The organism is Microlunatus soli, from assembly GCF_900105385.1.
In the GTDB taxonomy this organism is placed as follows: domain Bacteria; phylum Actinomycetota; class Actinomycetes; order Propionibacteriales; family Propionibacteriaceae; genus Microlunatus; species Microlunatus soli.
In genome coordinates this window covers 4,221,034-4,242,123 of record NZ_LT629772.1, presented here as the reverse complement: position 1 = coordinate 4,242,123, position 21,090 = coordinate 4,221,034, and the positions used below count along the sequence as shown (strand labels likewise).

The window sequence follows — 21,090 nt, the reverse complement described above, 5'->3', positions numbered from 1 at the left end:
TCTTCGGTTCAGACGCCGGGCAGCAGGCCGACCCTGGCGTACACGTCGGTGATCGTCTCGGCGGCCACCTCTCGGGCCCGTGCTGCGCCGTCGGCGAGGATCTTCTCCAGCTCGGTGCGCTCGTCGAGCAGTTGCAGGGTGCGTTCCCGGAACGGCGTGGCAAAGCCGGTCACGGCGTCGGCGACGGCACCCTTCAGGTCCCCGTAGCCCTTGCCGGCGAACCCGGCCACCAGGCTGTCGATGTCGTCGCCGGTGAGCGCGGACAGGATGGTCAGCAGATTGGCGACGCCGGCCTTGTTCTCCTCGTCGAAGCGGATCTCCCGTTCCGAGTCGGTGACGGCGGATTTGATCTTCTTGACGTTGACACGCTCTTCGTCCAGCAACTCGATGATGCCGTTCGGCGACGAGGCCGACTTGCTCATCTTGGCCGTCGGCTCCTGCAGGTCCTGGATCTTGCCGACCGACTTGAGGATGTGCGGCTCGGGGACGACGAAGGTCTTGTCGTAGCGGGCGTTGAAGCGCTGGGCCAGGTCCCGGGTCAGCTCCAGATGCTGCCGCTGGTCCTCTCCCACCGGGACCCGGTCGGCGCGGTAGATCAGGATGTCGGCGGCCATCAGGATCGGGTAGCTGAACAGTCCGACGTTGGCCGAGTCGACGCCACCCTTGGCCGACTTGTCCTTGAACTGGGTCATCCGGCCGGCCTGCCCGAAGCCGGTCATGCAGGACAGCACCCACATCAGCTGGGTGTGTTCGGGGACGTGGGACTGGACGAACACCGCGGACCGGTCCGGGTCGATGCCGGCGGCGATCAGCTGCGCGGCCGCCCGCAGGGTCTTCTCCCGCAGCGCCGCCGGATCCTGGTCGACGGTCAGCGCATGCAGGTCGGCGACGCCGTAGAACGCCTCATGATCATCTTGCAGCGGCACCCACTGACGCAGCGCGCCGAGATAGTTGCCCAGGTGCAGGGACTCGGCGGTCGGCTGGATCAGCGACAGGACGCGGGGACGGGCGTGCGACATGGCGGCATTCTTTCATCATCCGGCGGCGTCGGTCTCCGCTACCCCGCCGGGTCGGCCCGGTTGCCGTGCTGCATCCTCGACGGCTGCGGAGGTGATCGGCGTTGCCCGTACCCAGAAGCGGGCCGCTCGGCGGCCGTCGAGCTCGAGCACCCGCATCTCCAGCTGCACGCCGGTCGGCTCGTCGTCCTCGTCGTCGGACGCCCTGTCCTGGTGGCGTTCGGGGCCGTCGGGTCCGGCAGGGATGACGACGTCGATGGTGTCGTCGAGCTCGGGGATCCGGCCGAGACGTGCGACGAAGAAGCCGGCGACGGTGTCGTAATGCCCCTCCGGCAGGGACAGCCCGGTGCGGTCGGCGAAGTCCTCCAGGGTCAGCAGGCCGTCCACCTCGTGATCATGGTCCGGTCCGGGTTCGGCGGCCGGCTCGTCGTACTCGTCGGTGATCTCGCCGATCAGTTCCTCGACCAGATCCTCCATCGTCACGATGCCGGCGGTGCCGCCGTACTCGTCGACCACGATCGCCAGATGGACCGCCTGCCGGCGCAGCTCGGTCAGCGCCAGCAGCACGCGTACGGTGTCGGGCAGCGAGACGACCGGCCGGATCAGCTCACGGACCGGTTCGGAACCGCCGAGCCGCGGATCGAGCAGGTCTCGGATGTGCACGAAGCCGAGGATGTCGTCGGCCGACTCGCCGCGGACCGGATAGCGCGAATGGGAGGCGGTGTTGACCTCCTGGGCGGCCTGCCGGACCGGCAGGTCACCGTCCAGGAAGTCGACCTCGGTGCGCGGCACCATCACCTCACGCAGGCTGCGGGTGCCGGCGGCGAACACGTCGTCGACGATCTGCCGCTCCTCCTCACCCAGGCTCTCCGAACCGCTGACCATCGCCCGCAGTTCCTCGTTGCTGACCTCCTCCCGACTAGCCTTCGGATCTCCGCCGAGCAGTCGGACCAGACCGTCGGTGGAGACACCGAGCAGCCAGATCACCGGACGGGCGATCTTGGCGATGAAGTCGACGATCGGCGCCAGCGCCAACGCGAAGGACTCCGATCGCTGCAGGGCAAGGCGTTTGGCGGTCAGCTCGCCGACCACGATCGAGACGTAGGAGATCACCGCGGTGACGATGATCAGCGCGACCGTGCTGGCGACGTTCGGAGCCAGGTGCAGCTTCTCCAGTTGTCGGCCGAGCGGGCCGGACAGGGTCGCGCCGCCGAACGCCGCGGACAGGAAGCCGGCCAGCGTGACGCCGATCTGCACCGCGGACAGGAATCGGTTCGGATCCGCTGTCAGCCGGACGATGGTCCGGCCGCGGCTGCCGCGGTTGCCGAGTTGTCGGACCTGGCTGTCCCGCAGCGACACCAGCGCCATTTCGGCCGCGGCGAAGACCCCTCCGATGATCACGAAGAGCAAGATCAGCGCGGCGTCGCGCAGGACGGCGCTCATCATCGATCACCGGTGTTGGTGGACCTGGCAGGATTCACGCGATCAAGGGTACGGGGCAAGGCCCAACCCGAGCTATCCGATCACGCGGTCCCGGCCCGGTCCTGTTCGTCATCGGCAGTCGCGCCGGCGAGTCGGGCATAACTCCCGGCCCGCCGCCGCAGGTCGCCGTCGGTGCCGAGCTCGATCACCCGGCCATGATCAAGAACGGCGATCTGATCGGCCCGCTCGATGGTGCTCAGTCGGTGCGCGATGGTGATCGTCGTACGACCGCGGCTGAGGCTGTCCAGCGCGGCCTGCAGCCGCCGTTCGGTGCTGTTGTCCAGGGCGCTGGTCGCCTCGTCCAGGACCAGGATCGGCGGATCCCGCAGCACCACCCGGGCGATCGCCAACCGTTGCTGTTCGCCGCCGGAGAAGCGTTGGCCGCGGGCACCGACGACGGTGTCCAGCCCTCGGGGCAGGGCCGCGACCAGGTCGTCGATCTGGGCGATCTCGAGCGAGCGCCACAGCTGGTCGTCGGTCGCATCGGGGGCTGCGATCCGCAGGTTGTCGGCGATCGTCCCGTGTACCAGGTAGGTCTCCTGGGTGACCACTCCGACCAGGTCGGCGACGGTCTCCGCGGACAGCGTACGCAGATCGTGGCCGTCGATCGTCACCGTGCCCCGACTCGGATCCCGCAGCCGGGCCACCATCGAGGCCAGTGTCGACTTGCCCGAGCCGGTGGCACCGACCAGGGCCAGGCTGCTGCCGGCCGGCACGGTCAGGTCGACGTCGGCCACGGCGTCGGTCTCGCTGCCGGGATAGCGATAATCGACATCGGCGATCCGGACCTCGCCGCGGATCGCGGTCCGATCGACCGACACCGGATCGTTCGGTTCTCCGACATCGGTCTCGGTGTCGAGGTAGCCGAAGATCCGGGAGAACAGTGCCATCGACGCGATCCATTGGGCCGCCACGTTGAGCAGGCCCATCAGCGGGCGGAAGATGCTGCCCTGCAAGGTCGCAAAGGCGATCAGGGTGCCGATGCTGAGCCGGCCGCCGGTGATCGGCAGCCCGGCCACGAGGTAGATCAATGCGGGGATCGCGGCGAAGATGATCGACATCGTCGCCATCCGCCAGCGGCCGGCCAGCTCGGAGCGGAGGGCAAGATCAACCAGCTCTGCCGAGGTGTCGGCGAACCGTCGGGCGCTGGCCCGACCCGCTCCCATCGTCTTGGTCAGCAGGACGCCGCTGACCGACAGACCCTCGTCGATCTGGTTGGTCAGGTCGGCCATCCGGCGTTGCTGCTGCAGCGTCATCTCCCGGCGCATCGTCGCGACCCGGCGGGTCAGCCAGATGGCCGGCGGCAGGACCAGCAGGGTGAACAGACTCAGCTGCCAGCTGAGCGCGATCATCGCGATCGCGGTGGCGATCACGGTGGTGACGTTGGTCGCGATCGAGGTGGCCGTGGTGGTGACGACGGCCTGCATGCCGCCGATGTCGTTGGTCAGCCGGGAGGTCACCTCGCCGGATCTGGTCCGGGTGAAGAACGACATCGACTGTCGTTGCAGGTGTTCGAAGACCCGGGTCCGCAGCGTGTGCATCACCCGCTCGCCCACCGTGCTGGCGATCCAGGTCTGCAGCACGCCGAGCAGCGAGGTGATCACGGTCACCGCGAGCATCAGCGAGACCATGATCACCAACAGTTCGACGTCCTGCCGGGGCAGGGCGACGTCGATGATCTCGCGGAGCAGGAACGGGCTGGCCAGTCCGGCGACCGAGGTGCCGACGATGATCGCGGTGACCGTCAGCAGCGGGCCGCGGTGCGGCCGGAAGAGCTGCAGCACGCGAGCCATCCGGACCGGGCTCTCGGCGAGCTGCGCGCGATCCTCCGGGTCGATCCTGGCCGGCCCGAATCCGCCGCCGCCTCCTCGGCCTCCTCCTCCGCGGGGAGCTCGTTCTCGGCTGTTGTTGTCGGTGCCACCGGCTCTGCTGTCCGGCGGTGAAGATGTGGTTGTGGTGGTCAATCAAAAGTCCCTTCGTCCGGGCCCAGGGCGATCCAGCGCTCCGCAACGTCCACACGGAAGGGACGCAAGCACGACCGGCATCCTGAGCCAACCTGATAATGAGTTTACCTCAGCATCTGTCCGGTCGACAACCCCGCCGGATCGCTACCGATGCCTACTCGGTGTCGATGAGTTTGCGGAGCAGGCCCGCCAGTTGACGGCGTTCCCGCTCGGTCAGCCGACCGAAGAAATCGGTGAGGTCGGTACGACGGGCCTGCTCGGCGTCGTCCAGCAGTTCCCGGCCGGCGTCGGTGGCACGGACGGCGGTGGCGCGGCGATCCCCCGGCACCGCTTCGCGGACGGCGAGCCCGCGGTCGACCAAGGCGTCGACGACGTCGGTCACCGAGCGATTGGCGACCCGCAACCGCTCCGCGAGTTCGGACAGCCGCAGCGGTTCGCTGGAGACGATGGCCCGCAGTGCCCGGGCATGATGCGGCGACAGTTCCCAGGGCTGCAGCACCTGGACCCACCGATGCCGCATCCGATGGGAGGCATTGCGCAGCAACTCGTCCAGATCGTCGGGGACGCGATCCGGCCCGGCCGGGGGCGACTGCCTGGTCATGCCGGTCAGCGTAGTGGCGGACCGTCGGCAAGCCGGCCGGCGATCACCCTGCTCAGCGCCGCGATGCCGGTCTCGATCTCGGCCTCGCTGGAGGTCACATAGCTCAGCCGCATCGTGTTGTTGCCCTCGCCGGAGGCGAAGAACGGCTGTCCGGGGACATAGGCGACGCATTCCTCGACGGCGGCGGCCAGCATCTCCGCGGTGTCGATGCCGGCGTCGGGCAGCGTGACCCAGCAGAACATCCCGCCGTCCGGATCGGTGCAGGTCACACCGGCCGGGAACCGGGCTGCGACGTTGTCGATCATCACCCGGGCCCGGCGGCCGTACGCCTCACTGATGATCTTGATCTGCCGCGGCAACACGTCGTCCAGCAGTTCGGTGATGATCATCTGGTTCAGGGTCGGTGAGTGCAGATCGGCCGCCTGCTTGGCCAGCACCAGCTTGTCGATCACCGCCCGCGGCCCCTGTACCCAGGCATCCCGCAGACCGGGTGCGAGCACCTTGGAGAAGGTGCCGAGCTTGATCACATTCAGCTCGTCGGGATCGGGCGTGTCGGCCAGTGCCAGCTCGAAGAGGGTGGGCAGCCGTTCGCCGCGGAACCGCAACTCGTTGTACGGGCCGTCCTCGATGATCGTGACCCGGTGCCGGCGGGTGACCTCGAGCAACGCCTGCCGGCGTTCGGCGGACAACGTCCGGCCGGTCGGGTTCTGGAAGGTCGGCACGGTGTAGAGCAGCTTGGCCGACAGCGTACGGAGTTGATCATCGAGCGCCTCGGGCACGATGCCGTCGTCGTCGGTGATCAATTCGACGAACCGCGGCCGGTACGGACTGAACGCCTGCAGCGCACCGAGATAGGTCGGCGACTCGACCAGGACCACATCGTCGGGATCGATCAGCACCCGACCGAGCAGGTCGAGACCCTGCTGGCTGCCGCTGGTGATCTGCACCTGATCGGGTGCCAGTCCGTCCTGTTCGGCGATCCAACGACGCAGCGGCAGATGCCCCTCGGTGGTCGAATACTGCAACGCCGCGGCCGGCTGGTCGGTGAGGATCCGGTCGGTGGCCGTCCGGATCTCGTCGGTCGGAAACAGCTCGGGCGCCGGCAGCCCGCCGGCGAAGGAGATGACGTCCGGCCGCTGGGTGATCTTGAGGATCTCCCGGATGGCGCTGGAGGTCATCGACTGCGCCGCCCTGCTGATTGCGATCATGGCCGAAGTCTGCCACTGCCCGGCCGGCCGGCTGCAGGGACCGTTCAGCTGGTGCCGAACAGGTCCCGGGTGTAGACCTTGTCGGCCACGTCGGCCAGGTCGGGATGGTGCCGGTTGGTGACGATCAGATCGGCGCGCGCCTTGAGCTCCTCGACGTCGTGCAGCACCTCGGATCCGAAGAAGGACTCGGCCTCCATCTCGGGCTCGTAGACCAACACCTCGGTCCCCTTGGCCTTCAACCGCTTCATCACCCCCTGCACGCTGGACTCACGGAAGTTGTCCGACCCGGCCTTCATGATCAACCGGAAGATCCCGACCGTCTTCGGCTTCCGTCGCAGGATGTCGTCGGCGATGAAGTCCTTGCGGGTGGAGTTGGCGCTGACGATCGCGTCGATCAAGGTCTGTGGCACGTCGCGATAGTTGGCCAGCAGCTGCTTGGTGTCCTTGGGCAGGCAGTAGCCGCCGTACCCGAAGGACGGGTTGTTGTAGTGCGACCCGATCCGCGGGTCCAGCCCGACGCCTTCGATGATCTGGCGGGAGTTCAGCCCGTGCAGCGCGGCGAAGGTGTCCAGCTCGTTGAAGTAGGCCACCCGCATCGCCAGGTAGGTGTTGGCGAAGAGTTTGATCGCCTCGGCCTCGGTCGGTTCGGTCAGCAGCACCGACACGTCCGGATCGAGCGAGGCCTCCAGCAACAGTCCGGCGAATCGCTTCGCCCGGTCGCTGATCTCACCGACGACGATCCGCGACGGGTACAGGTTGTCCTGCAGCGCACGCCCCTCCCGCAGGAACTCCGGGCTGAAGATCACCTGCGAGGTGCCCAGCCGTTCGGTGACGTCGTTGATGAAACCGACCGGGACGGTCGACTTGACGACCATCACGGCGTCCGGGTTGATCGCGGTGACGTCGCCGATCACGCTCTCCACCGACGAGGTGTCGAAGTAGTTGGCGACCGGGTGGTAGTTGGTCGGGGTGGCGATCACGACGAAGTCGGCGTCGGCGTAGGCCCGGCGGTTGTCGGTGGTGAAGGTCAGGTCGAGCTCGCCGGAGGCCAACTCGGCGGCGATCTCGGCGTCCTCGATCGGGCTCACCCCGCGCTGCAGCGAGGCAATCCGTTCGGCGTCGATGTCGAAGGCGACCACGGGATGCCGTTTGGCCAGCAGTACCGCGATCGACAGTCCGACGTACCCGGTTCCGACAACCCCGATCACACGACCACCCCTCCTCGACCGACCATCTCTCTCAACCTACATTGACCCCGCACCCCACCGAAGTTGTCGGAACGTCGTGGGGCCAGAACGCAACGACGGTCTGACAACTCGGGAAACTCAGAGCAGCCGGCGGACGAGGGGCGTCAGCAGGTCGGTCATCCGGGTGAAGCCGAGGTCGGTGGGATGGGAGCCATCGACGGTGGCTTCGTCGTCGGTGCCGAGCAGTGCGTCGTACGGGAGGTGGTACAGGTGGGCGTCGGCCTCGGCGAGCGTTCGATAGGCCTCCCGGTAGGCGGCGCGGCGGTCCCGGTGCTTGGCCAGCATCCCGTCGACGAGCCAGGCGCTGGTCAGCGTCCGGTCCTCGATCAGCAGGATCGGAGTGTCGGGGCGGTCCCGGCGCAGCCGGCGGACGAAGGGGACGGTCCGCTCGGCGACCTGCTCCGGTGACATGTTCGGCAGGCAGTCGATCAGATAGCCGGCCGCGTCGATCTCGGCCAGCAGCGCAGCCAGTTCGACCTCCATCCTGCCGTTGCCGGAGAAGCCGAGACCGATCACCGGCCTTTCCAGTCGACGGCCGAGCTGGGCCGGCATCGCCATCCCCGGTCGGGAAGCGGCCGCCCCGTGCACGATCGAGGTGCCGTAGTAGACGACCGGTGGCGTCGGATCTGCCGGGCAGACTTCGAACGAGGCCCCGTCCGGGACACCGATCGCGACGTCGTCGACCTCGTTGAACAGCGGCAGGTAGAGCCGATACTCCCGCGGCTCGGCGACCGCACGGATGCCGGTCTGCAGCACCGCCTCGGCGGTACCGCCGGTCTCCGGCGCCGCCCAGCCCGCCCAGCGTGGTCGACCATGATCATCGTCGGCGTACAGATCGAGTCCGCTGACCGAGGCGGCCGGCATGTGCGGCTTGGCGATCGGGCCGTCCGGCAGGGTCCACCGGGCGCTGATCTCGGCGGCGTCGGTACGGAAGCGGTAGTACAGGCCGGACGAATGTCGACTGAGTCCCCACACGACGTCGGGGACGGTTCCCTCGGCCCGGGCCGGTAGTCGGTCGGTGAGCCGTTTGGTGTCCGGGCCGTGCCAGCCACGGCCTTCCGGTTCGGCCAGGTCGTACCACCGTTGGTTGCTCACACTCGTCCTTCCGACGGGTCATGCTGAGCGATCGGATGCGCTGCAGCGTGCCGATCCACCTCGTGTGGGCAGCCTCACGTCACCCACCGAGCACGGCACCGCAACATCTTGCTAGCGTCGGTGTGGGTAGTCCAGTGCCCACGCAGGTATGCGATGAGTTCCGAACAGGAGAAGCAATGAGCCCCGCACCCGTCAAGGTGGCTGTCACCGGCGCCGCCGGTCAGATCTGTTACAGCCTGTTGTTCCGGATCGCCTCCGGTGAACTGCTCGGCCCGGACCAGCCGGTCGAGCTGCGGCTGCTGGAGATCACCCCGGCGCTGAAGGCACTGGAGGGCGTGGTGATGGAGCTCGACGACTGCGCCTACACAACGTTGGCCGGGGTCGAGATCGGCGACGACGCCAACAAGGTCTTCGACGGCGTCAACCTGGCGATGCTGGTCGGCGCCCGTCCGCGCAGCAAGGGCATGGAACGCAGCGACCTGCTGGAGGCCAACGGCGCGATCTTCACCGCGCAGGGCAAGGCACTGAACGATCACGCAGCCGACGACGTCAAGGTGCTGGTTACCGGCAACCCGGCGAACACCAACGCGCTGATCGCCAAGAGCAATGCTCCGGACATCCCGGCCACCCGGTTCAACGCGCTGACCCGACTGGACCACAACCGGGCCAAGGCGCAGCTGGCGGCCAAGGCCGGCGTCGCCGTCAGCGAGGTGACCAACGTCACCATCTGGGGCAATCACTCCGCCACCCAGTACCCGGACGCGTTCAACGCCAGGATCGGCGGCAAGCCGGCCGCGGAGCTGATCAACGACCAGGCCTGGATCGAGAACGACTTCCTGCCCACCGTTCAGAAGCGCGGCGCGGCGATCATCGAGGCCCGCGGTGCCAGTTCGGCGGCCAGCGCGGCCAACGCCACCCTGGAGCACATGCGGACCTGGGTCGGCGGTACGGCCGACGGCGACTGGGCCTCGATGGCGGTGCCCACCGACGGTTCGTACGGCATCGCCGAAGGGGTCATCTCCTCCTACCCGTGCACGGTCAAGGACGGCGAGTACAGCATTGTCCAGGACCTGGAGCTGAACGACTTCTCCCGAGCCAAGATCGACGCCTCGGTCGCCGAGCTGCGCGAGGAGCAGGAAGCGGTCACGTCTCTCGGCCTGATCTGATCCCGGGGTTCGAGGGAGTCCGCCGGAACGCGGCGGCCTGGCCCCGGAGCAGGGACAATGGAGGCATGACCTCTGATCCTGGCAATGACGGCAACCCCGGTGACGGGTTCGGCCGGTCCGACGCGGACGGGTCGTCCTGGGGGCCGGGGTTTGTCCATTCCCAAGATCAACAACCCTTCCCCGGCCAGCAGCCGTATGACCAGCAGCAATATGGGCAGCAGCCGTATGACCAGCAACCGTACGGGCAGCAGCCGTACCCGCAGACCCCCTACGGCCAGAACCCGTACGCGGCGGGTTACGGCCCGCAGGTCTATCCGCAACCGCAATCGGTCGGCTATCCGTCGGCCGTCACGCCGCCGACCAACCCGAAGGCGATCATCGCCCTGATCCTGGGGATCGCGTCGATCGCCCTGGTCTCGCTGTACGGCATCGGCGGTCTCGCTGCCGGTGTCGCGGCGATCATCCTGGGATCCGTTGCCCAGAAGGAGGTCCGGGCCGATCCGCAGCATCAGTCCGGCAGCGGCATGGGGTTGGCGGGCATCATCACCGGCATCATCGGCGGCTTCCTCGGGCTGCTCGTCGTGGTCGGACTGGTGTCGCTCTTCGCCGTCGGCCTCGGGCAGTGATCCGTCGGCGACATACCCTGGAGGTGAGGCAGCAGTAGATAGGGCACGACATTCAGGGGGCCGGATGACCGACGACGACTACCGCGTTCCCCGGGGCTACCCGAGCCCGGCCGATCCCTACCTGACCGCAGCCCCGTACCGACTGGACGATCGCGACCGGACCGCCGAACTCTTGCGGGCCGACGACATCTATCGACCGGTCGATGGTCATCGTGCTGATCCTTACAGCCCAGACCCCTACGGCCATGCCCCGTACGGCGGCTACCGCGGGGTGCCGGATCGACAGCCCTATCCGCCGTATCCCTACCCTGCGCCGGAACATCCGCAGGGGGCGACGGTGCTGATCCTCGGCGTGCTGAGCGTGATCTTCGCCCCGCTCGGCTTCGCGGCCTGGTATCTGGGCAGCCGAGCCCAGCGTGAGATCGCCGAAACCGGTGCGGTCTACTCCAACACCGGCAACATCACCGCCGGCAAGATCATCGGAATGATCACCAGCATCGCGACCATCGTCAGTGCGGCGTTCGTCGTGTTGTACGTCGCGTTCATGATCATCATGGTGATCGGCGCGACCGGCATCGGCTGATCAGGCCGACCGGCGACGCTCCTCGTGGCTCGTCGGCGCTAGCGCGGCACCGCGATCGCCAGTGCGATGATCGCCACCGACATCCCGATCAGGGCGATCACGTCGAAGAACCTGCTCCTGGCCTGCAGCAGCCCGGCACGTTCCTTGGGCAGCAACAGCCGTTCCAGGCCACCGATCCCGACGAAGGCGCCGACGATCAGGCAGCCGACCCGCCAGTGCCCGACGGCCACCACGACCATCCCGCCGACCAGGCCGATCAACACCACCAGCAGCGGGACAACCTGAGCCGGGGTCAGCGCCGGCGGACGGGGTCGCCGGGCTTCGGCGGGAGGGCGGTCGGTCATCGGCCCCAACGAACCCGTCGGCCCTCGACCTGCCAGCTGCGGGTGGCGAGCTTGCCGACGACGTCGACCAACAGCCGGCGCTCCCCGATCTTGATCCGTTCGTGCAGCGATTCCTCGGTGTCGTCCTCGGCCACCTCGACGGCGGTCTGGGCCAGGATGACGCCGCTGTCGACGCCCTCATCGACCAGGAACACGCTGGCTCCGGTGATCTTGACGCCGTAGTCCAGCGCGTCCCGGGCGCCGTGCATTCCGGGGAAGCTCGGCAGCAGAGCGGGATGGGAGTTGATCAGGCGACCGCCGAATCGTTCCAGGAACGCCGGGCCGACCAGCTTCATGAAGCCGGCCAGGACGACGAGGTCGGGGTCGTAGCCGGCGACCAGGTCGCGCAACTCGGTGTCCCAGGCAGCACGATCGGCGCCCTTGGCCAACGGGTGCACGAAGGTCGGCAGGCCGGCCCGCTCGGCCCGTTCGAGGCCGGCGATCTGCGACCGGTCGGCCCCGACCGCGACGATCTCGGCGGCGAACTCCGGATCGGACTGTGCGTCGATCAGCGACTGCAGCAACGTGCCCGATCCGGACACCAGCACGACCACGCGGAATCCCACACCCGGCACCCTATCGCCGATCCGCCGGCCGATTGACAGCGGTGCGATCAGGCGGTGCGACGATCCTGCACCCGGTGCGTCGGTTCGTCGGCCTCGTCGATGCCGTTGACCTCGTCGGTGCTGCTGGCTTCGTCGGTGCTGCTGGGCTCGTCGGTGCTGCTGGGCTCGCGCTGGTCAGCGGACTCGGCGACGACTTCGACAACCTCGGTCGCCTCCTGATCGGCCCCATCCTCGTCAGCAACGTCCTCGTCGGCAACGTCCTCGTCGGCCTCATCCTGGCCGGCAGCCTCAGGATCGCCAGCCACGCCGTCGGCAGCGGCGGCCCCCTCGGCCATCCGCTCGCGGGCGTACCGGATCAGTCCGAGGACCAACCCGCACAGGATTCCGGACAGGCCCAGCAGGGAACCGCTCATCACCAGCAGTTCCAGCATCCGCGGTCCGGCACCGGCGAGTCGGCCGGCACCGAGATCTCCCGCCGTGAACCAGGTCGAGCCGGTGAACAGCAGTGCGGCAAGCACTCCGGCCAGACCACCGACCAGGGCGGTCTCGTCGAATCGTGCCTGCGGCCGACGGCGTACCACCAGCCAAGCGGCGAGCGCGCCGGCCAGCACACCACTGATCAGCCACAGCAGCCCCAGGCCGGAGCCCGGGCCGGTGTCAGGCAGTGCGCCGAAGATCGGGATCGAGGGCATCAGGCCGAGGGTCACGTCGGACGGCGCTACGACCGATCCCTGGCCCAATCGGAAGCCGGCGCCGAGGGCATAGCTGGCACCCCAACCGATCAGGTTCGGCAGGAAGGCGGCCTGTGCCGCCCAGAGTGCGATCCCGCCGACCACACCGGCACCCAACCCGCCGGCCAGCGCACCGATCCGGTCGGCATTGGTCACCACGCCGACAGCCAGTACGGCGCAGCCGGAGACCAGCAGCACGCCGAAGGCGGCGGCGACCGCGGTCGGCACCGGTCGCGCCCAGGCCGGAAGGACGTCGGTCAGCCGCAGGTCCAGGGCCCGGGAGGCACCCCAGGCCGCCCCGACGGCGGCGATCAGGGCGGCACCGACGATGCCTCGACTGATCTGTGCGCCGGTGCCGAGCCCGACGGCCGCGACCACGGCGGCGTACCCGACGGTGATCAGGCCGACGATGCCGAAGAAGATCCGGCCGAGCCCGCCGTCACCGGCGCTCCGAGCAGGATCGGGTACGGCGAAGCGTGCGGCGGCGCGCGCGAACCGGCTCATCATGAAGACGGTCAGCAGGCTCACGCCGAGCGGCACCAGGGTCCAGTGCACCGATCCGAGCTCGGCCGGTGTGCCGTTGGTCAGCAACCACAGCCGGGTGCCGATCCGGACGGCGTCGGCCATGTCGCCGGCCGCTCCCGCCAGGGCCGCGGCGAGCCAGCCGACGACGCTCAACCCGGTGACGATGATCCAACCGGCCAGGGCAGCGGTCAGCGCACCGCCGACCGCTGCCAACTGCCACCCGTACCGCGGCCCGGTCGGCTCCGGCGGGCCGGGTTGTTCGGTCTCGGTCGGTGTGGTCGCGGTGAGGCGTACGTCGGCATCCTGCCGCCCCGTCGGGCGGCCGGAGCGGTGCGGGGAAAGCAGGGAGGCCATGGCTCGTCCATGCTCCCCCGCCGATCGGAGCATTCGGGTCAGACACGCCCTAGCAGGTACAGTTCAAACGGCCTCGCCGCGTCCCGCGTCGGTACGGCCAGCGTCAGGATCCGGTCAGCACCACAGGGAGTTCGTCGAGCATGGCCCGCAAGCAGCGGAAGGACAACCGCCCAAACCGCCCCGGCGGCAAGGACGGCGGTTCGACGACCGGTTCGGTCCGGCGGACCCGACTCAGCACCGCGCAGACCGTCGCCAAGGCCCGCCGGACCGAACGTCTGGAGGAACTGCGTCGGCTGCGGGACTCGACCGATCCGGCAGGCACGCCGGAGAAGTCCGATCGGCCCGACTTCGGACATCGACCCAACGTCGCCGATCTGCAGCCGTCCTCGTCCGGCCGCCGCGCCGGACTGATCGGAGGCGGCATCGCGCTGCTGTTGGTGGTCGGTCTGGTGGTCGGTTTCCTGGCCTTCGGCCCGCAGCGTACGGCGCCCGCCGCGGGTGGTGACCCGTCCGCATCGGCGGCGGCGCCGGCCACCATGATCGGACCGCAGACGATGCTGACCGCAGCCGAGGCCAAGACCATCGACGGGCAGAACTGGTCGGTCCGCAACGACCAGACCCCCGGTGAGCAGAATGTCCCGGTGCCGGCCTGCCTCGGCGCGGTCTCCAAGGACGCACCGAAGCCGGCCGAATCGCTGATCCGTACGCTGTCGGCAGGCGAGGGCGGCTCGACGACGCTGCATCTGGCACAGGCCTACAAGACTCCCGAACAGGCGACCGAGGGCTACGCCCTGCTGGCCAAGGCACTCGGCGAATGCCAACTGAAGGGCAGCTACATCTCCGGTGCCCGGGTGATCACCGGACTCGGCGATCAGGCGACCGGGATCGAGTTGGAGAACCTGATCAAGGACAGCCACCGGGCCGTGACCCTGAACCGCACCGGCCGGATGGTCAACGTCGTCGACGTGGCCGCCACCAAGAAGACCCCGGATCTGGACAAGACCGCGAAGGCGATGGCCAGCGTCACCGACCTGCAGTGCACGATCGCGGTCGGGCTGTGTGCCAGCGGGGTCAAGATCAGCGACGGCCCGCCGCCGATCGGTGGCGATCAGCCCGGCTTCCTGGCGACCGGCGACATCCCGACGCCGACCAACGGCAAGGGCACCTGGGGCGGACTGGAGCCCGGGTCCCCGGAGAATGTGACCACCTCCGGCTGTGAAAATATCGACTTCAACCTGTTGCAGGCCGACAACCGGGCGGCCCGCAGCTACGTGCTGACCGACAAGCCGAAGGGGATGCCGAAGAAGTTCGGCGTCGACGAGATCACCCTGACGATGCGGTCCAAGAAGGCCGCCTCCGAGGCGGTCAAGAACGTCGTCGACAACCTCAAGTCGTGTGAGGACCGGCTGCCGGCGGCAACGGTCAGCGATCTGTCCACCGTGTCGGGCACCGGCGCCTCAGGCGCCGAGATCAGCGGCTCGGCCGCTCTGGTCAATCAGAAGGTCAGCGACAGCGAGACCTCCCGCTACCGGGTCGGCATCGTCTCGGCCGGCAACAAACTGGTCTACACCTTCCTGTACCGCGACGGCGACTGGGACATGACCAAGGATCAGTGGACGATGCTGACCTCCCGCGCCGCCGAGCGAGCCACCCAGATCCGCTGACCTGCTGAGCGGGCGTCAGACCTGTTCGGGGGCGGCGCGACGGAACGAGTGCCGCCGGCGTTCCTCCTCCTGATCGACCATCGCCGGCTCGAGTTCGGCCGTGCACCACTTACAGATCAGCGCGTCGGAGGACACGAACTCCTTGCAGAACGGGCATTCCATCTGACCCTGCGCCCGGAAGTTGCCCAGCCCGATCTTCTTCATCAGCTTGACCATGACGAACAGCACGGCAGCCATCATCAGGAAGTTCAGGAAATCGGTGAGGAAGGCGCCGTAGCGGATCTCGGCGCCGTTCAAGGTCAGCGAGAAGCGGCTGAAGTCCGGCTTGCCGAAGATCGCGGCCACCAACTGCATCAGCAGATTCTTGGCCAGGCTCTGGACGACGGCGGCGAACGCCGTACCCATGATGAAACCGAGCGCCAGGTCGAGCATGTTGCCACCCAGCGCGAACGCCTTGAACTCGATCCACAGCTTCCGCATCTCATCCCCTCCTCGTATCCGCCGCACCGGTGCGCAGGCGCGCGATTCGGGGAGCATCATTCCCGACGACGGCCGATCTTGGCGATTTCTGACGCGTTGCTGCAGGTCCGCCCGTTCCGCCGACCCGTCAGTTTCTCCCCGACATGCCCGGAGTGTCGGGGAGAAACTGACGGGTCAGCGGGGTCGGGGTTTCAGAGGAGGAGTTCGGCGGTGTCCAGGAACCGGCGGCCGCGGTCCGGTTCGCCGAACGAGGTCACGAACAGCCCGCTGCTGACCCGTTCCAGATAGGCCCACTCCCAGATCGCCTGCCGGTCGATGCCGGTGCCGTTGGCTGCCAGCCGGCAGTAGTGCTGCTGCAGCGCGATCGGGTCGCCGGTCAGCAGCTGCGACGACCAGTCCCGCAGCGTGACGCCGACGTCGTAGGCGGGATCGGCGAGGAATCCGTCGGGGTCGATGAAGACGTAGCCGCCGACGGCGCCGGGCCGCTCGGCCAGCACCCGCAGCACATTGCCCGGATGCGGGTCACCGTGGACGACCACCCAGCGGTCCCGCGGCACCGCAGCTCGCTTGGCCGCGTAGTCCAACGCCCGGTCGATGACGGCCGCGGAGCAGGGTCGGCCCAACTTCGGCCAGAGTTCGCCGATCATGCGCGCCAGTTGCTCGGCCTTGTTCCAGTCCTGATCCTGGTACGGCGTCCGGGGCAACTCCCAGGCCACCGGCAGCAGCCGGCCGAGGACGCAGAGCTGCACTTCGGGAGAGGGACCGTTCGCCGAGTCCTCGATCAGTGGGGCGAGCGGTTGGCCGAGTCGTTCCAACAGCGCGGCACCGTGGCCGGGATCGGAGCGCAGGACCCGGACGTAGCCCCGGCCGTCGGCCGACTCCAGCAACCGAAGTTGATCATCGAAGCCGAGGTCGGGAACCGAGATCTTCAACGCCGCCGGCGTCCGGTCGGCCATCGTCACCTCGACGACGAGCGCGGCCGTGCCGCCGTCCAGGACGTCACCGAGCTGCAGGCCCCAGCGGGCAGCGAGTCGGCGGACCTGATCGTCCAGCCCGGCCAGCCAGGACTCGGCGCCCTGACTGACCGCACGGGCCCGGACGATCTCCGGGATCGCCAGCACGGCCGTTGTCGATCGTGCGCTGATCGGTCGGTGGTCCGCGATCAGCCGTTGATGATCTTGCGCATCAGGTCCGCGGTCTCGCTCGGCGTCTTGCCGACCTTGACTCCGGCGGCCTCGAGCGCAGCCTTCTTGGCCTCGGCGGTGCCGGAGGAACCGGACACGATCGCGCCGGCGTGACCCATCGTCTTGCCCTCCGGTGCGGTGAAGCCGGCGACGTAGCCGACGACCGGCTTGGTGACGTTGGCCTTGATGTAGTCGGCGGCCCGCTCCTCGGCGTCGCCGCCGATCTCGCCGATCATCACGATCGCCTTGGTGTCCGGATCGGCCTCGAACGCCTCGAGGGCGTCGATGTGGGTGGTACCGATCACCGGGTCGCCGCCGATCCCGATGGCGGTGGTGAAGCCGAGATCACGCAGCTCGTACATCATCTGGTAGGTCAGCGTGCCGGACTTGCTCACCAGACCGATCGGCCCCTTGCCGGCGATGGTGTGCGGGGTGATCCCGGCCAGTGACTCCTCCGGGGTGATGATGCCCGGGCAGTTCGGACCGATGATCCGGGTCTTCTTGCCGATCGAGTAGTTGTAGAGCTCGGCGGAGTCCTTCACCGGGATGCCCTCGGTGATGATCACCAGCAGTCCGATCTCGGCGTCGATGGCCTCGATCGCGGCGTCCTTGGAGAAGGCCGGCGGGACGAACGCGACCGACACGTCGGCGCCGGTCTCCTTCATCGCCTCGGCGACCGTGCCGAAGACCGGGAGCTCCTTGCCGTCGAAGTCGACGGTGGTGCCCGCCTTGCGGGCGTTCACGCCGCCGACGATGTTCGAGCCGGCCTGGAGCATCAGCTTGGTGTGCTTGGAGCCCATCCCCCCGGTCATGCCCTGGACGATGATCTTGCTGTCAGCGTTCAAAAAGATCGACATGTTGTGTGTTTCCTCTTTCTCTGCTGTCAGCGCGTCACTTGGCGGCCGCGAGCTCGGCGGCCTCGGCCGCGGCTCCGTCCATCGTGTCGACCTGGGTGACCAGCGGGTGGTTCAGTTCGTTCAGGATCGCGCGGCCCTTGTCGACGTTGTTGCCGTCGAGCCGGACCACCAGCGGCTTGGTGGCGTTGTCGCCGAGGATCTCCAGCGCGCCCTTGATGCCGTTGGCGACCTCGTCGCAGGCGGTGATGCCGCCGAAAACGTTGACGAACACCGTACGGACCTGCTCGTCACCCAGGATCACGTCCAGACCGTCGGCCATCACCTGGGCGTTCGCGCCGCCGCCGATGTCGAGGAAGTTGGCCGGCTTCACCCCGTGCTGTTCGCCGGCGTAGGCGACCACGTCCAGCGTGCTCATCACCAGGCCGGCGCCGTTGCCGATGATGCCGACCTCGCCGTCCAGCTTGACGTAGTTGAGGCCCTTCTCCTTGGCCTTGACCTCGAGCGGATCGGTGGCGGCATTGTCGACCAGCGCAGCATGATCGGGATGCCGGAAGTCGGCGTTCTCGTCGATGGTGACCTTGCCGTCCAACGCGATGATGTCGCCGGCGCCGGTCTTCACCAGCGGGTTGACCTCGACCAGGGTCGCGTCCTCGGCGGTGTAGACCCCGTAGAGCTTGATCAACACCGGGGCGATCTTGGCGCCGGTCTCGGCGTCGAAGCCGGCCTGATCGACGATCTCCTTCGCCTTGGCCTCGTCGATGCCGACCAGCGGGTCGACCTCGACCCGGGCCAGCGCCTCGGGCCGCTCGACGGCCAGTTGCTCGATCTCCACGCCGCCCTCTTTGGAGCACATCGCGAGGTAGCGGCGGTTGGCCCGGTCCAGCAGCACCGAGAAGTAGTACTCCTCGGCGATGTCGGCGCCCTCGGCGATCATCAGGGTCTTGACGACGTGGCCCTTGATGTCGAGGCCGAGGATCTCCTCGGCCTTGGCCGCCGCCTCGTCCGGACTCTTGGCGATCTTGACGCCACCGGCCTTGCCGCGGCCGCCGGTCTTCACCTGGGCCTTGACCACGACCACCGGGGTGGCCAGCTCGGCAGCGGCGGACTTCGCCTCGTCCGGCGTGGTCGCGGTGATCCCCCGCAGAACCGGTACTCCGTGTGCCTCGAACAGGTCCCGCGCTTGGTACTCGTACAGATCCACCGCGCCCTACCTTTCACTTCCGTCGTGACTCGTCCGCGGTAGCAGACGAGGCCGAGCCTAACGGCTGACCGGCACGCCGCGCGGCCGACCCCGACCGCCCACCCGCGTTCCCGCGCGCCTTTTGTGTCTCCGCGCAGGTTCGAGCCCGCGCGGGTACGGCAAAGGTGCGCGGGACGGGAGGGGGTGGGGCGTCACACGACGGCGGACGGGGTGATGTTGGCCCGGACCCAGTCGACCACCTCGGCCATCGATGCGCCAGGGGTGAAGATGCCGGTGATGCCGAGCTCGGCCAGCGCCGCCCGGTCCTCCTCGGGGATGATGCCGCCACCGAACACCACGATGTCGGCGGCGTCGTTCTCGGCCAGCAGTTCGGCGACCCGGGCGAACAACGTCATGTGTGCCCCGGACAGCACCGACAAGCCGATCCCGTCGGCGTCCTCGGCGACGGCCGTACTGACGATCTGTTCCGGAGTCTGATGCAGGCCGGTGTAGATGACTTCCATGCCGGCGTCGCGGAGCGCCCGGGCAATCACCTTGGCGCCCCGGTCATGGCCGTCCAGACCTGGCTTGGCGACCACGATCCGCAACTGCCGACCGGCGCTCGACGCAGTATCCATGCCGCGACATTACTCCCGGCCGATTCACTCCGCAGGGTCGCGAAACGACCTAGAATCGGGGCTATTCCCTCAAGGTCGGCGCAGGCTGCGCTGACGAGTGCGCAAGGAGATGCCGGCAAGCCGCCGGATCGTCCACAGATGGCGACCCGAGGTTTGTTCTGCCGTTATTCATCCGTTATGGTCGTGAAGTGCCGACCACTCGGGGGTCGATCGAGAGTGTCCGGCATCCAGTCGATGGTCGGCGACAAGGTCGGCCTGGGCACCTCGTCGAGGTGCGATTGGGATCTGTCGTCGAGCAAGGAGAACGTCCCGCGTGCCATCGCAACTGCCTCAGCGCTTCGGTCCGCTGAAAAGCGTGAAGACCAGCGCCAAGGCCTTCGGGACCACCCAGTCCAAGCGTGCCCGCCGTGCTGCCCGCGAGGTCAGCAAGGACAAGCGTGGCTGGCTCCGGCACGGGATCGCCGCCATGGCGATCGCCGGGCTGGGGCTGGCCGGCGCCGGCGCGGTTGCCGTCACCGGATCCGCCAATGAGTCGGGCGGTTCTGCGCCGGGCGTATCGGTGGCCAGCAAGGCGATCGCGGGCAACGCGATCGGGTCCCGGGACAGCGACACCACCAGCCGCTCCACCCAGCGCCAGGATCTCGGCTCGGAGGAACAGCAGGTGCATCACGGCACCGGCGAGCCGATGGACGGCACGGTCGACATGACGGCCCGCCGCGACGCCCAGAAGAACGCCAAGGTCACCGACACCAGCGCCGGCGACGACGCGGCGACCAAGGCCGCCCAGGAGCGCGCCAAGGAGCTGCAGGCCGACGCCCTGAAAGCCCAGGAACTGTCCGGCAAGCTGAGCAAGGAAGAGCGCGACCGCAAGATGGAGGAGGCCGAGAAGGCCGCCGCCGCTGCCCGAGCCGCTCAGTCCCAATCCGGTGGCCAGGGTGCCGCGACCGGCACCACCGGCGGCGCCGCCAGCACCGATGACTCGACAGGCAGCGCATCGACCGATACCTCGTCCTCGACCGACTCCGCGGCCAGTGACGACAGCGACACCAGCGCAGCAAGCACCTCCAGCAGCGGCAGCGCCACCACACCGGTCGCCAAGGGCGCGTACAGCATCGCCGCGACCTTCGGCCAGTACGGATCCTGGTCGCGCTACCACACCGGCGTCGACTTCTCCGCGCCGATCGGGACCCCGATCCACGCACCGGGCGACGGCACCATCACCAACGCCGGCATGGGCTCGGCGAGTGGTTGGGCCGGCAACTACGTAGTGGTCAAGTTCGCCAACGGCGACCAGATGCTGATGGCCCACATGTCCTCGGTTTCGGTCAGCAACGGCCAGCATGTCTCGGCCGGCCAGGTGATCGGACACGTCGGGATGACCGGCCGCGCCTTCGGTCCGCACACCCACGTCGAGTTCTACCCCAAGGGCATCACCCCGGGCGACGTGTACAGCGCCAAGGACCCGATCTCGAACTACTTCAGCCCGCACGGCGTGAAGGTCTCTTGACCTCGCCGGTCCCGTACGCGTGACCTCGGTTCA

The 21,090-nt window shown here is 68.3% G+C and carries 20 protein-coding genes; 5 read left to right on the top strand and 15 right to left on the bottom strand.

What is annotated here, in order from left to right:
- Positions 1 to 8: 8 nt before the first annotated feature.
- The 7 genes from trpS to BLU38_RS19380 form a co-directional block, all read right to left on the bottom strand.
- The gene (trpS, locus tag BLU38_RS19410) at positions 9 to 1,019 is read right to left on the bottom strand and encodes a tryptophan--tRNA ligase (protein ID WP_091527098.1); all 1,011 of its coding nucleotides are present in this window, start codon (positions 1,017 to 1,019) and stop codon (positions 9 to 11) included.
- A gap of 15 nt (positions 1,020 to 1,034) precedes the next feature.
- Positions 1,035 to 2,459, bottom strand: a complete 1,425-nt coding sequence (locus tag BLU38_RS19405) for a hemolysin family protein (protein WP_091527097.1) — start codon at positions 2,457 to 2,459, stop codon at positions 1,035 to 1,037.
- Positions 2,460 to 2,539: 80 nt separating this feature from the next.
- On the bottom strand, positions 2,540 to 4,462 hold the full coding sequence (locus BLU38_RS19400; protein ID WP_231919936.1) for an ABC transporter ATP-binding protein: 1,923 nt from the start codon (positions 4,460 to 4,462) through the stop codon (positions 2,540 to 2,542).
- 154 nt (positions 4,463 to 4,616) lie between these two features.
- Positions 4,617 to 5,063 (bottom strand): MarR family winged helix-turn-helix transcriptional regulator, encoded by a 447-nt coding sequence (locus tag BLU38_RS19395; protein WP_091527095.1) that lies wholly within the window; start codon positions 5,061 to 5,063, stop codon positions 4,617 to 4,619.
- Positions 5,064 to 5,068: 5 nt separating this feature from the next.
- Entirely contained in the window at positions 5,069 to 6,271 is a 1,203-nt protein-coding gene (locus BLU38_RS19390) for an aminotransferase-like domain-containing protein (RefSeq protein ID WP_197679783.1), read from the bottom strand.
- 44 nt (positions 6,272 to 6,315) lie between these two features.
- A complete protein-coding gene (locus tag BLU38_RS19385) occupies positions 6,316 to 7,479 on the bottom strand; it encodes a nucleotide sugar dehydrogenase (protein ID WP_091527094.1) in 1,164 nt (387 codons plus the stop codon).
- 117 nt (positions 7,480 to 7,596) lie between these two features.
- Positions 7,597 to 8,613 (bottom strand): SGNH/GDSL hydrolase family protein, encoded by a 1,017-nt coding sequence (locus tag BLU38_RS19380; protein ID WP_091527093.1) that lies wholly within the window; start codon positions 8,611 to 8,613, stop codon positions 7,597 to 7,599.
- A gap of 176 nt (positions 8,614 to 8,789) precedes the next feature.
- On the opposite strand from BLU38_RS19380, the gene BLU38_RS19375 reads away from it, so the two are divergent.
- The 3 genes from BLU38_RS19375 (at position 8,790) to BLU38_RS19365 (ending at position 10,988) form a co-directional block, all read left to right on the top strand.
- Positions 8,790 to 9,779 carry a malate dehydrogenase gene (locus tag BLU38_RS19375; RefSeq protein ID WP_091527092.1) on the top strand — a complete coding sequence of 330 codons (990 nt, stop codon included), beginning with the start codon at positions 8,790 to 8,792 and terminating at the stop codon, positions 9,777 to 9,779.
- Positions 9,780 to 9,844: 65 nt separating this feature from the next.
- Complete coding sequence (locus tag BLU38_RS19370; RefSeq protein ID WP_091527091.1) at positions 9,845 to 10,405, top strand: DUF4190 domain-containing protein; 561 nt, start codon at positions 9,845 to 9,847, stop codon at positions 10,403 to 10,405.
- A gap of 64 nt (positions 10,406 to 10,469) precedes the next feature.
- Positions 10,470 to 10,988: a DUF4190 domain-containing protein gene (locus BLU38_RS19365; protein ID WP_091527090.1), complete on the top strand. Its 519-nt coding sequence runs from the start codon at positions 10,470 to 10,472 to the stop codon at positions 10,986 to 10,988.
- 38 nt (positions 10,989 to 11,026) lie between these two features.
- Here BLU38_RS19365 and BLU38_RS19360 read toward each other — a convergent pair whose 3' ends face one another.
- Genes BLU38_RS19360 through BLU38_RS19350 form a run of 3 tightly spaced genes read right to left on the bottom strand, consistent with a single transcriptional unit; the run spans position 11,027 to position 13,547 of the window.
- Positions 11,027 to 11,332, bottom strand: a complete 306-nt coding sequence (locus tag BLU38_RS19360) for a DUF3017 domain-containing protein (protein ID WP_091527089.1) — start codon at positions 11,330 to 11,332, stop codon at positions 11,027 to 11,029.
- The gene (purN, locus tag BLU38_RS19355) at positions 11,329 to 11,937 is read right to left on the bottom strand and encodes a phosphoribosylglycinamide formyltransferase (protein ID WP_091527088.1); all 609 of its coding nucleotides are present in this window, start codon (positions 11,935 to 11,937) and stop codon (positions 11,329 to 11,331) included. Before purN ends, BLU38_RS19360 begins: the two co-directional genes overlap by 4 nt.
- A gap of 47 nt (positions 11,938 to 11,984) precedes the next feature.
- Positions 11,985 to 13,547, bottom strand: coding sequence for a cell division protein PerM (locus BLU38_RS19350; protein ID WP_091527087.1), 1,563 nt, complete (start codon positions 13,545 to 13,547; stop codon positions 11,985 to 11,987).
- Positions 13,548 to 13,687: 140 nt separating this feature from the next.
- Between BLU38_RS19350 and BLU38_RS19345 the strand changes: the two genes are divergently transcribed.
- Positions 13,688 to 15,211, top strand: coding sequence for a hypothetical protein (locus BLU38_RS19345; RefSeq protein WP_091527086.1), 1,524 nt, complete (start codon positions 13,688 to 13,690; stop codon positions 15,209 to 15,211).
- Positions 15,212 to 15,226: 15 nt separating this feature from the next.
- Here the strand turns inward: BLU38_RS19345 and mscL are convergent, their stop codons facing one another.
- The 5 genes from mscL to BLU38_RS19320 all read right to left on the bottom strand — a co-directional run bounded on the left by mscL (position 15,227) and on the right by BLU38_RS19320 (position 19,550).
- Positions 15,227 to 15,691, bottom strand: coding sequence for a large conductance mechanosensitive channel protein MscL (gene mscL, locus BLU38_RS19340; protein WP_091527085.1), 465 nt, complete (start codon positions 15,689 to 15,691; stop codon positions 15,227 to 15,229).
- A gap of 191 nt (positions 15,692 to 15,882) precedes the next feature.
- Positions 15,883 to 16,812 (bottom strand): aminoglycoside phosphotransferase family protein, encoded by a 930-nt coding sequence (locus tag BLU38_RS19335; RefSeq protein ID WP_157683569.1) that lies wholly within the window; start codon positions 16,810 to 16,812, stop codon positions 15,883 to 15,885.
- Between the two features lie 41 nt (positions 16,813 to 16,853).
- Positions 16,854 to 17,732: a succinate--CoA ligase subunit alpha gene (gene sucD / locus BLU38_RS19330; protein WP_091527083.1), complete on the bottom strand. Its 879-nt coding sequence runs from the start codon at positions 17,730 to 17,732 to the stop codon at positions 16,854 to 16,856.
- Positions 17,733 to 17,766: 34 nt separating this feature from the next.
- Positions 17,767 to 18,933, bottom strand: a complete 1,167-nt coding sequence (gene sucC / locus BLU38_RS19325) for an ADP-forming succinate--CoA ligase subunit beta (protein ID WP_091527082.1) — start codon at positions 18,931 to 18,933, stop codon at positions 17,767 to 17,769.
- A 191-nt stretch (positions 18,934 to 19,124) separates the two neighbouring features.
- Positions 19,125 to 19,550: a cobalamin B12-binding domain-containing protein gene (locus BLU38_RS19320; RefSeq protein WP_091527081.1), complete on the bottom strand. Its 426-nt coding sequence runs from the start codon at positions 19,548 to 19,550 to the stop codon at positions 19,125 to 19,127.
- Positions 19,551 to 19,905: 355 nt separating this feature from the next.
- On the opposite strand from BLU38_RS19320, the gene BLU38_RS32085 reads away from it, so the two are divergent.
- Positions 19,906 to 21,057, top strand: a complete 1,152-nt coding sequence (locus BLU38_RS32085; protein ID WP_091527080.1) for a M23 family metallopeptidase — start codon at positions 19,906 to 19,908, stop codon at positions 21,055 to 21,057.
- Positions 21,058 to 21,090: the final 33 nt, after the last annotated feature.

Bases quoted from the DNA above. Each gene is read 5' to 3' on its own strand.
- trpS (WP_091527098.1), bottom strand. From the start codon at position 1,019: ATGTCGCACGCCCGTCCCCGCGTCCTGTCGCTGATCCAGCCGACCGCC.
- BLU38_RS19405 (WP_091527097.1), bottom strand. From the start codon at position 2,459: ATGAGCGCCGTCCTGCGCGACGCCGCGCTGATCTTGCTCTTCGTGATC.
- BLU38_RS19395 (WP_091527095.1), bottom strand. From the start codon at position 5,063: ATGACCAGGCAGTCGCCCCCGGCCGGGCCGGATCGCGTCCCCGACGAT.
- BLU38_RS19390 (WP_197679783.1), bottom strand. From the start codon at position 6,271: ATGATCGCAATCAGCAGGGCGGCGCAGTCGATGACCTCCAGCGCCATC.
- BLU38_RS19375 (WP_091527092.1), top strand. From the start codon at position 8,790: ATGAGCCCCGCACCCGTCAAGGTGGCTGTCACCGGCGCCGCCGGTCAG.
- BLU38_RS19370 (WP_091527091.1), top strand. From the start codon at position 9,845: ATGACCTCTGATCCTGGCAATGACGGCAACCCCGGTGACGGGTTCGGC.
- BLU38_RS19365 (WP_091527090.1), top strand. From the start codon at position 10,470: ATGACCGACGACGACTACCGCGTTCCCCGGGGCTACCCGAGCCCGGCC.
- BLU38_RS19360 (WP_091527089.1), bottom strand. From the start codon at position 11,332: ATGACCGACCGCCCTCCCGCCGAAGCCCGGCGACCCCGTCCGCCGGCG.
- BLU38_RS19350 (WP_091527087.1), bottom strand. From the start codon at position 13,547: ATGGCCTCCCTGCTTTCCCCGCACCGCTCCGGCCGCCCGACGGGGCGG.
- BLU38_RS19345 (WP_091527086.1), top strand. From the start codon at position 13,688: ATGGCCCGCAAGCAGCGGAAGGACAACCGCCCAAACCGCCCCGGCGGC.
- mscL (WP_091527085.1), bottom strand. From the start codon at position 15,691: ATGCGGAAGCTGTGGATCGAGTTCAAGGCGTTCGCGCTGGGTGGCAAC.
- sucD (WP_091527083.1), bottom strand. From the start codon at position 17,732: ATGTCGATCTTTTTGAACGCTGACAGCAAGATCATCGTCCAGGGCATG.
- BLU38_RS19320 (WP_091527081.1), bottom strand. From the start codon at position 19,550: ATGGATACTGCGTCGAGCGCCGGTCGGCAGTTGCGGATCGTGGTCGCC.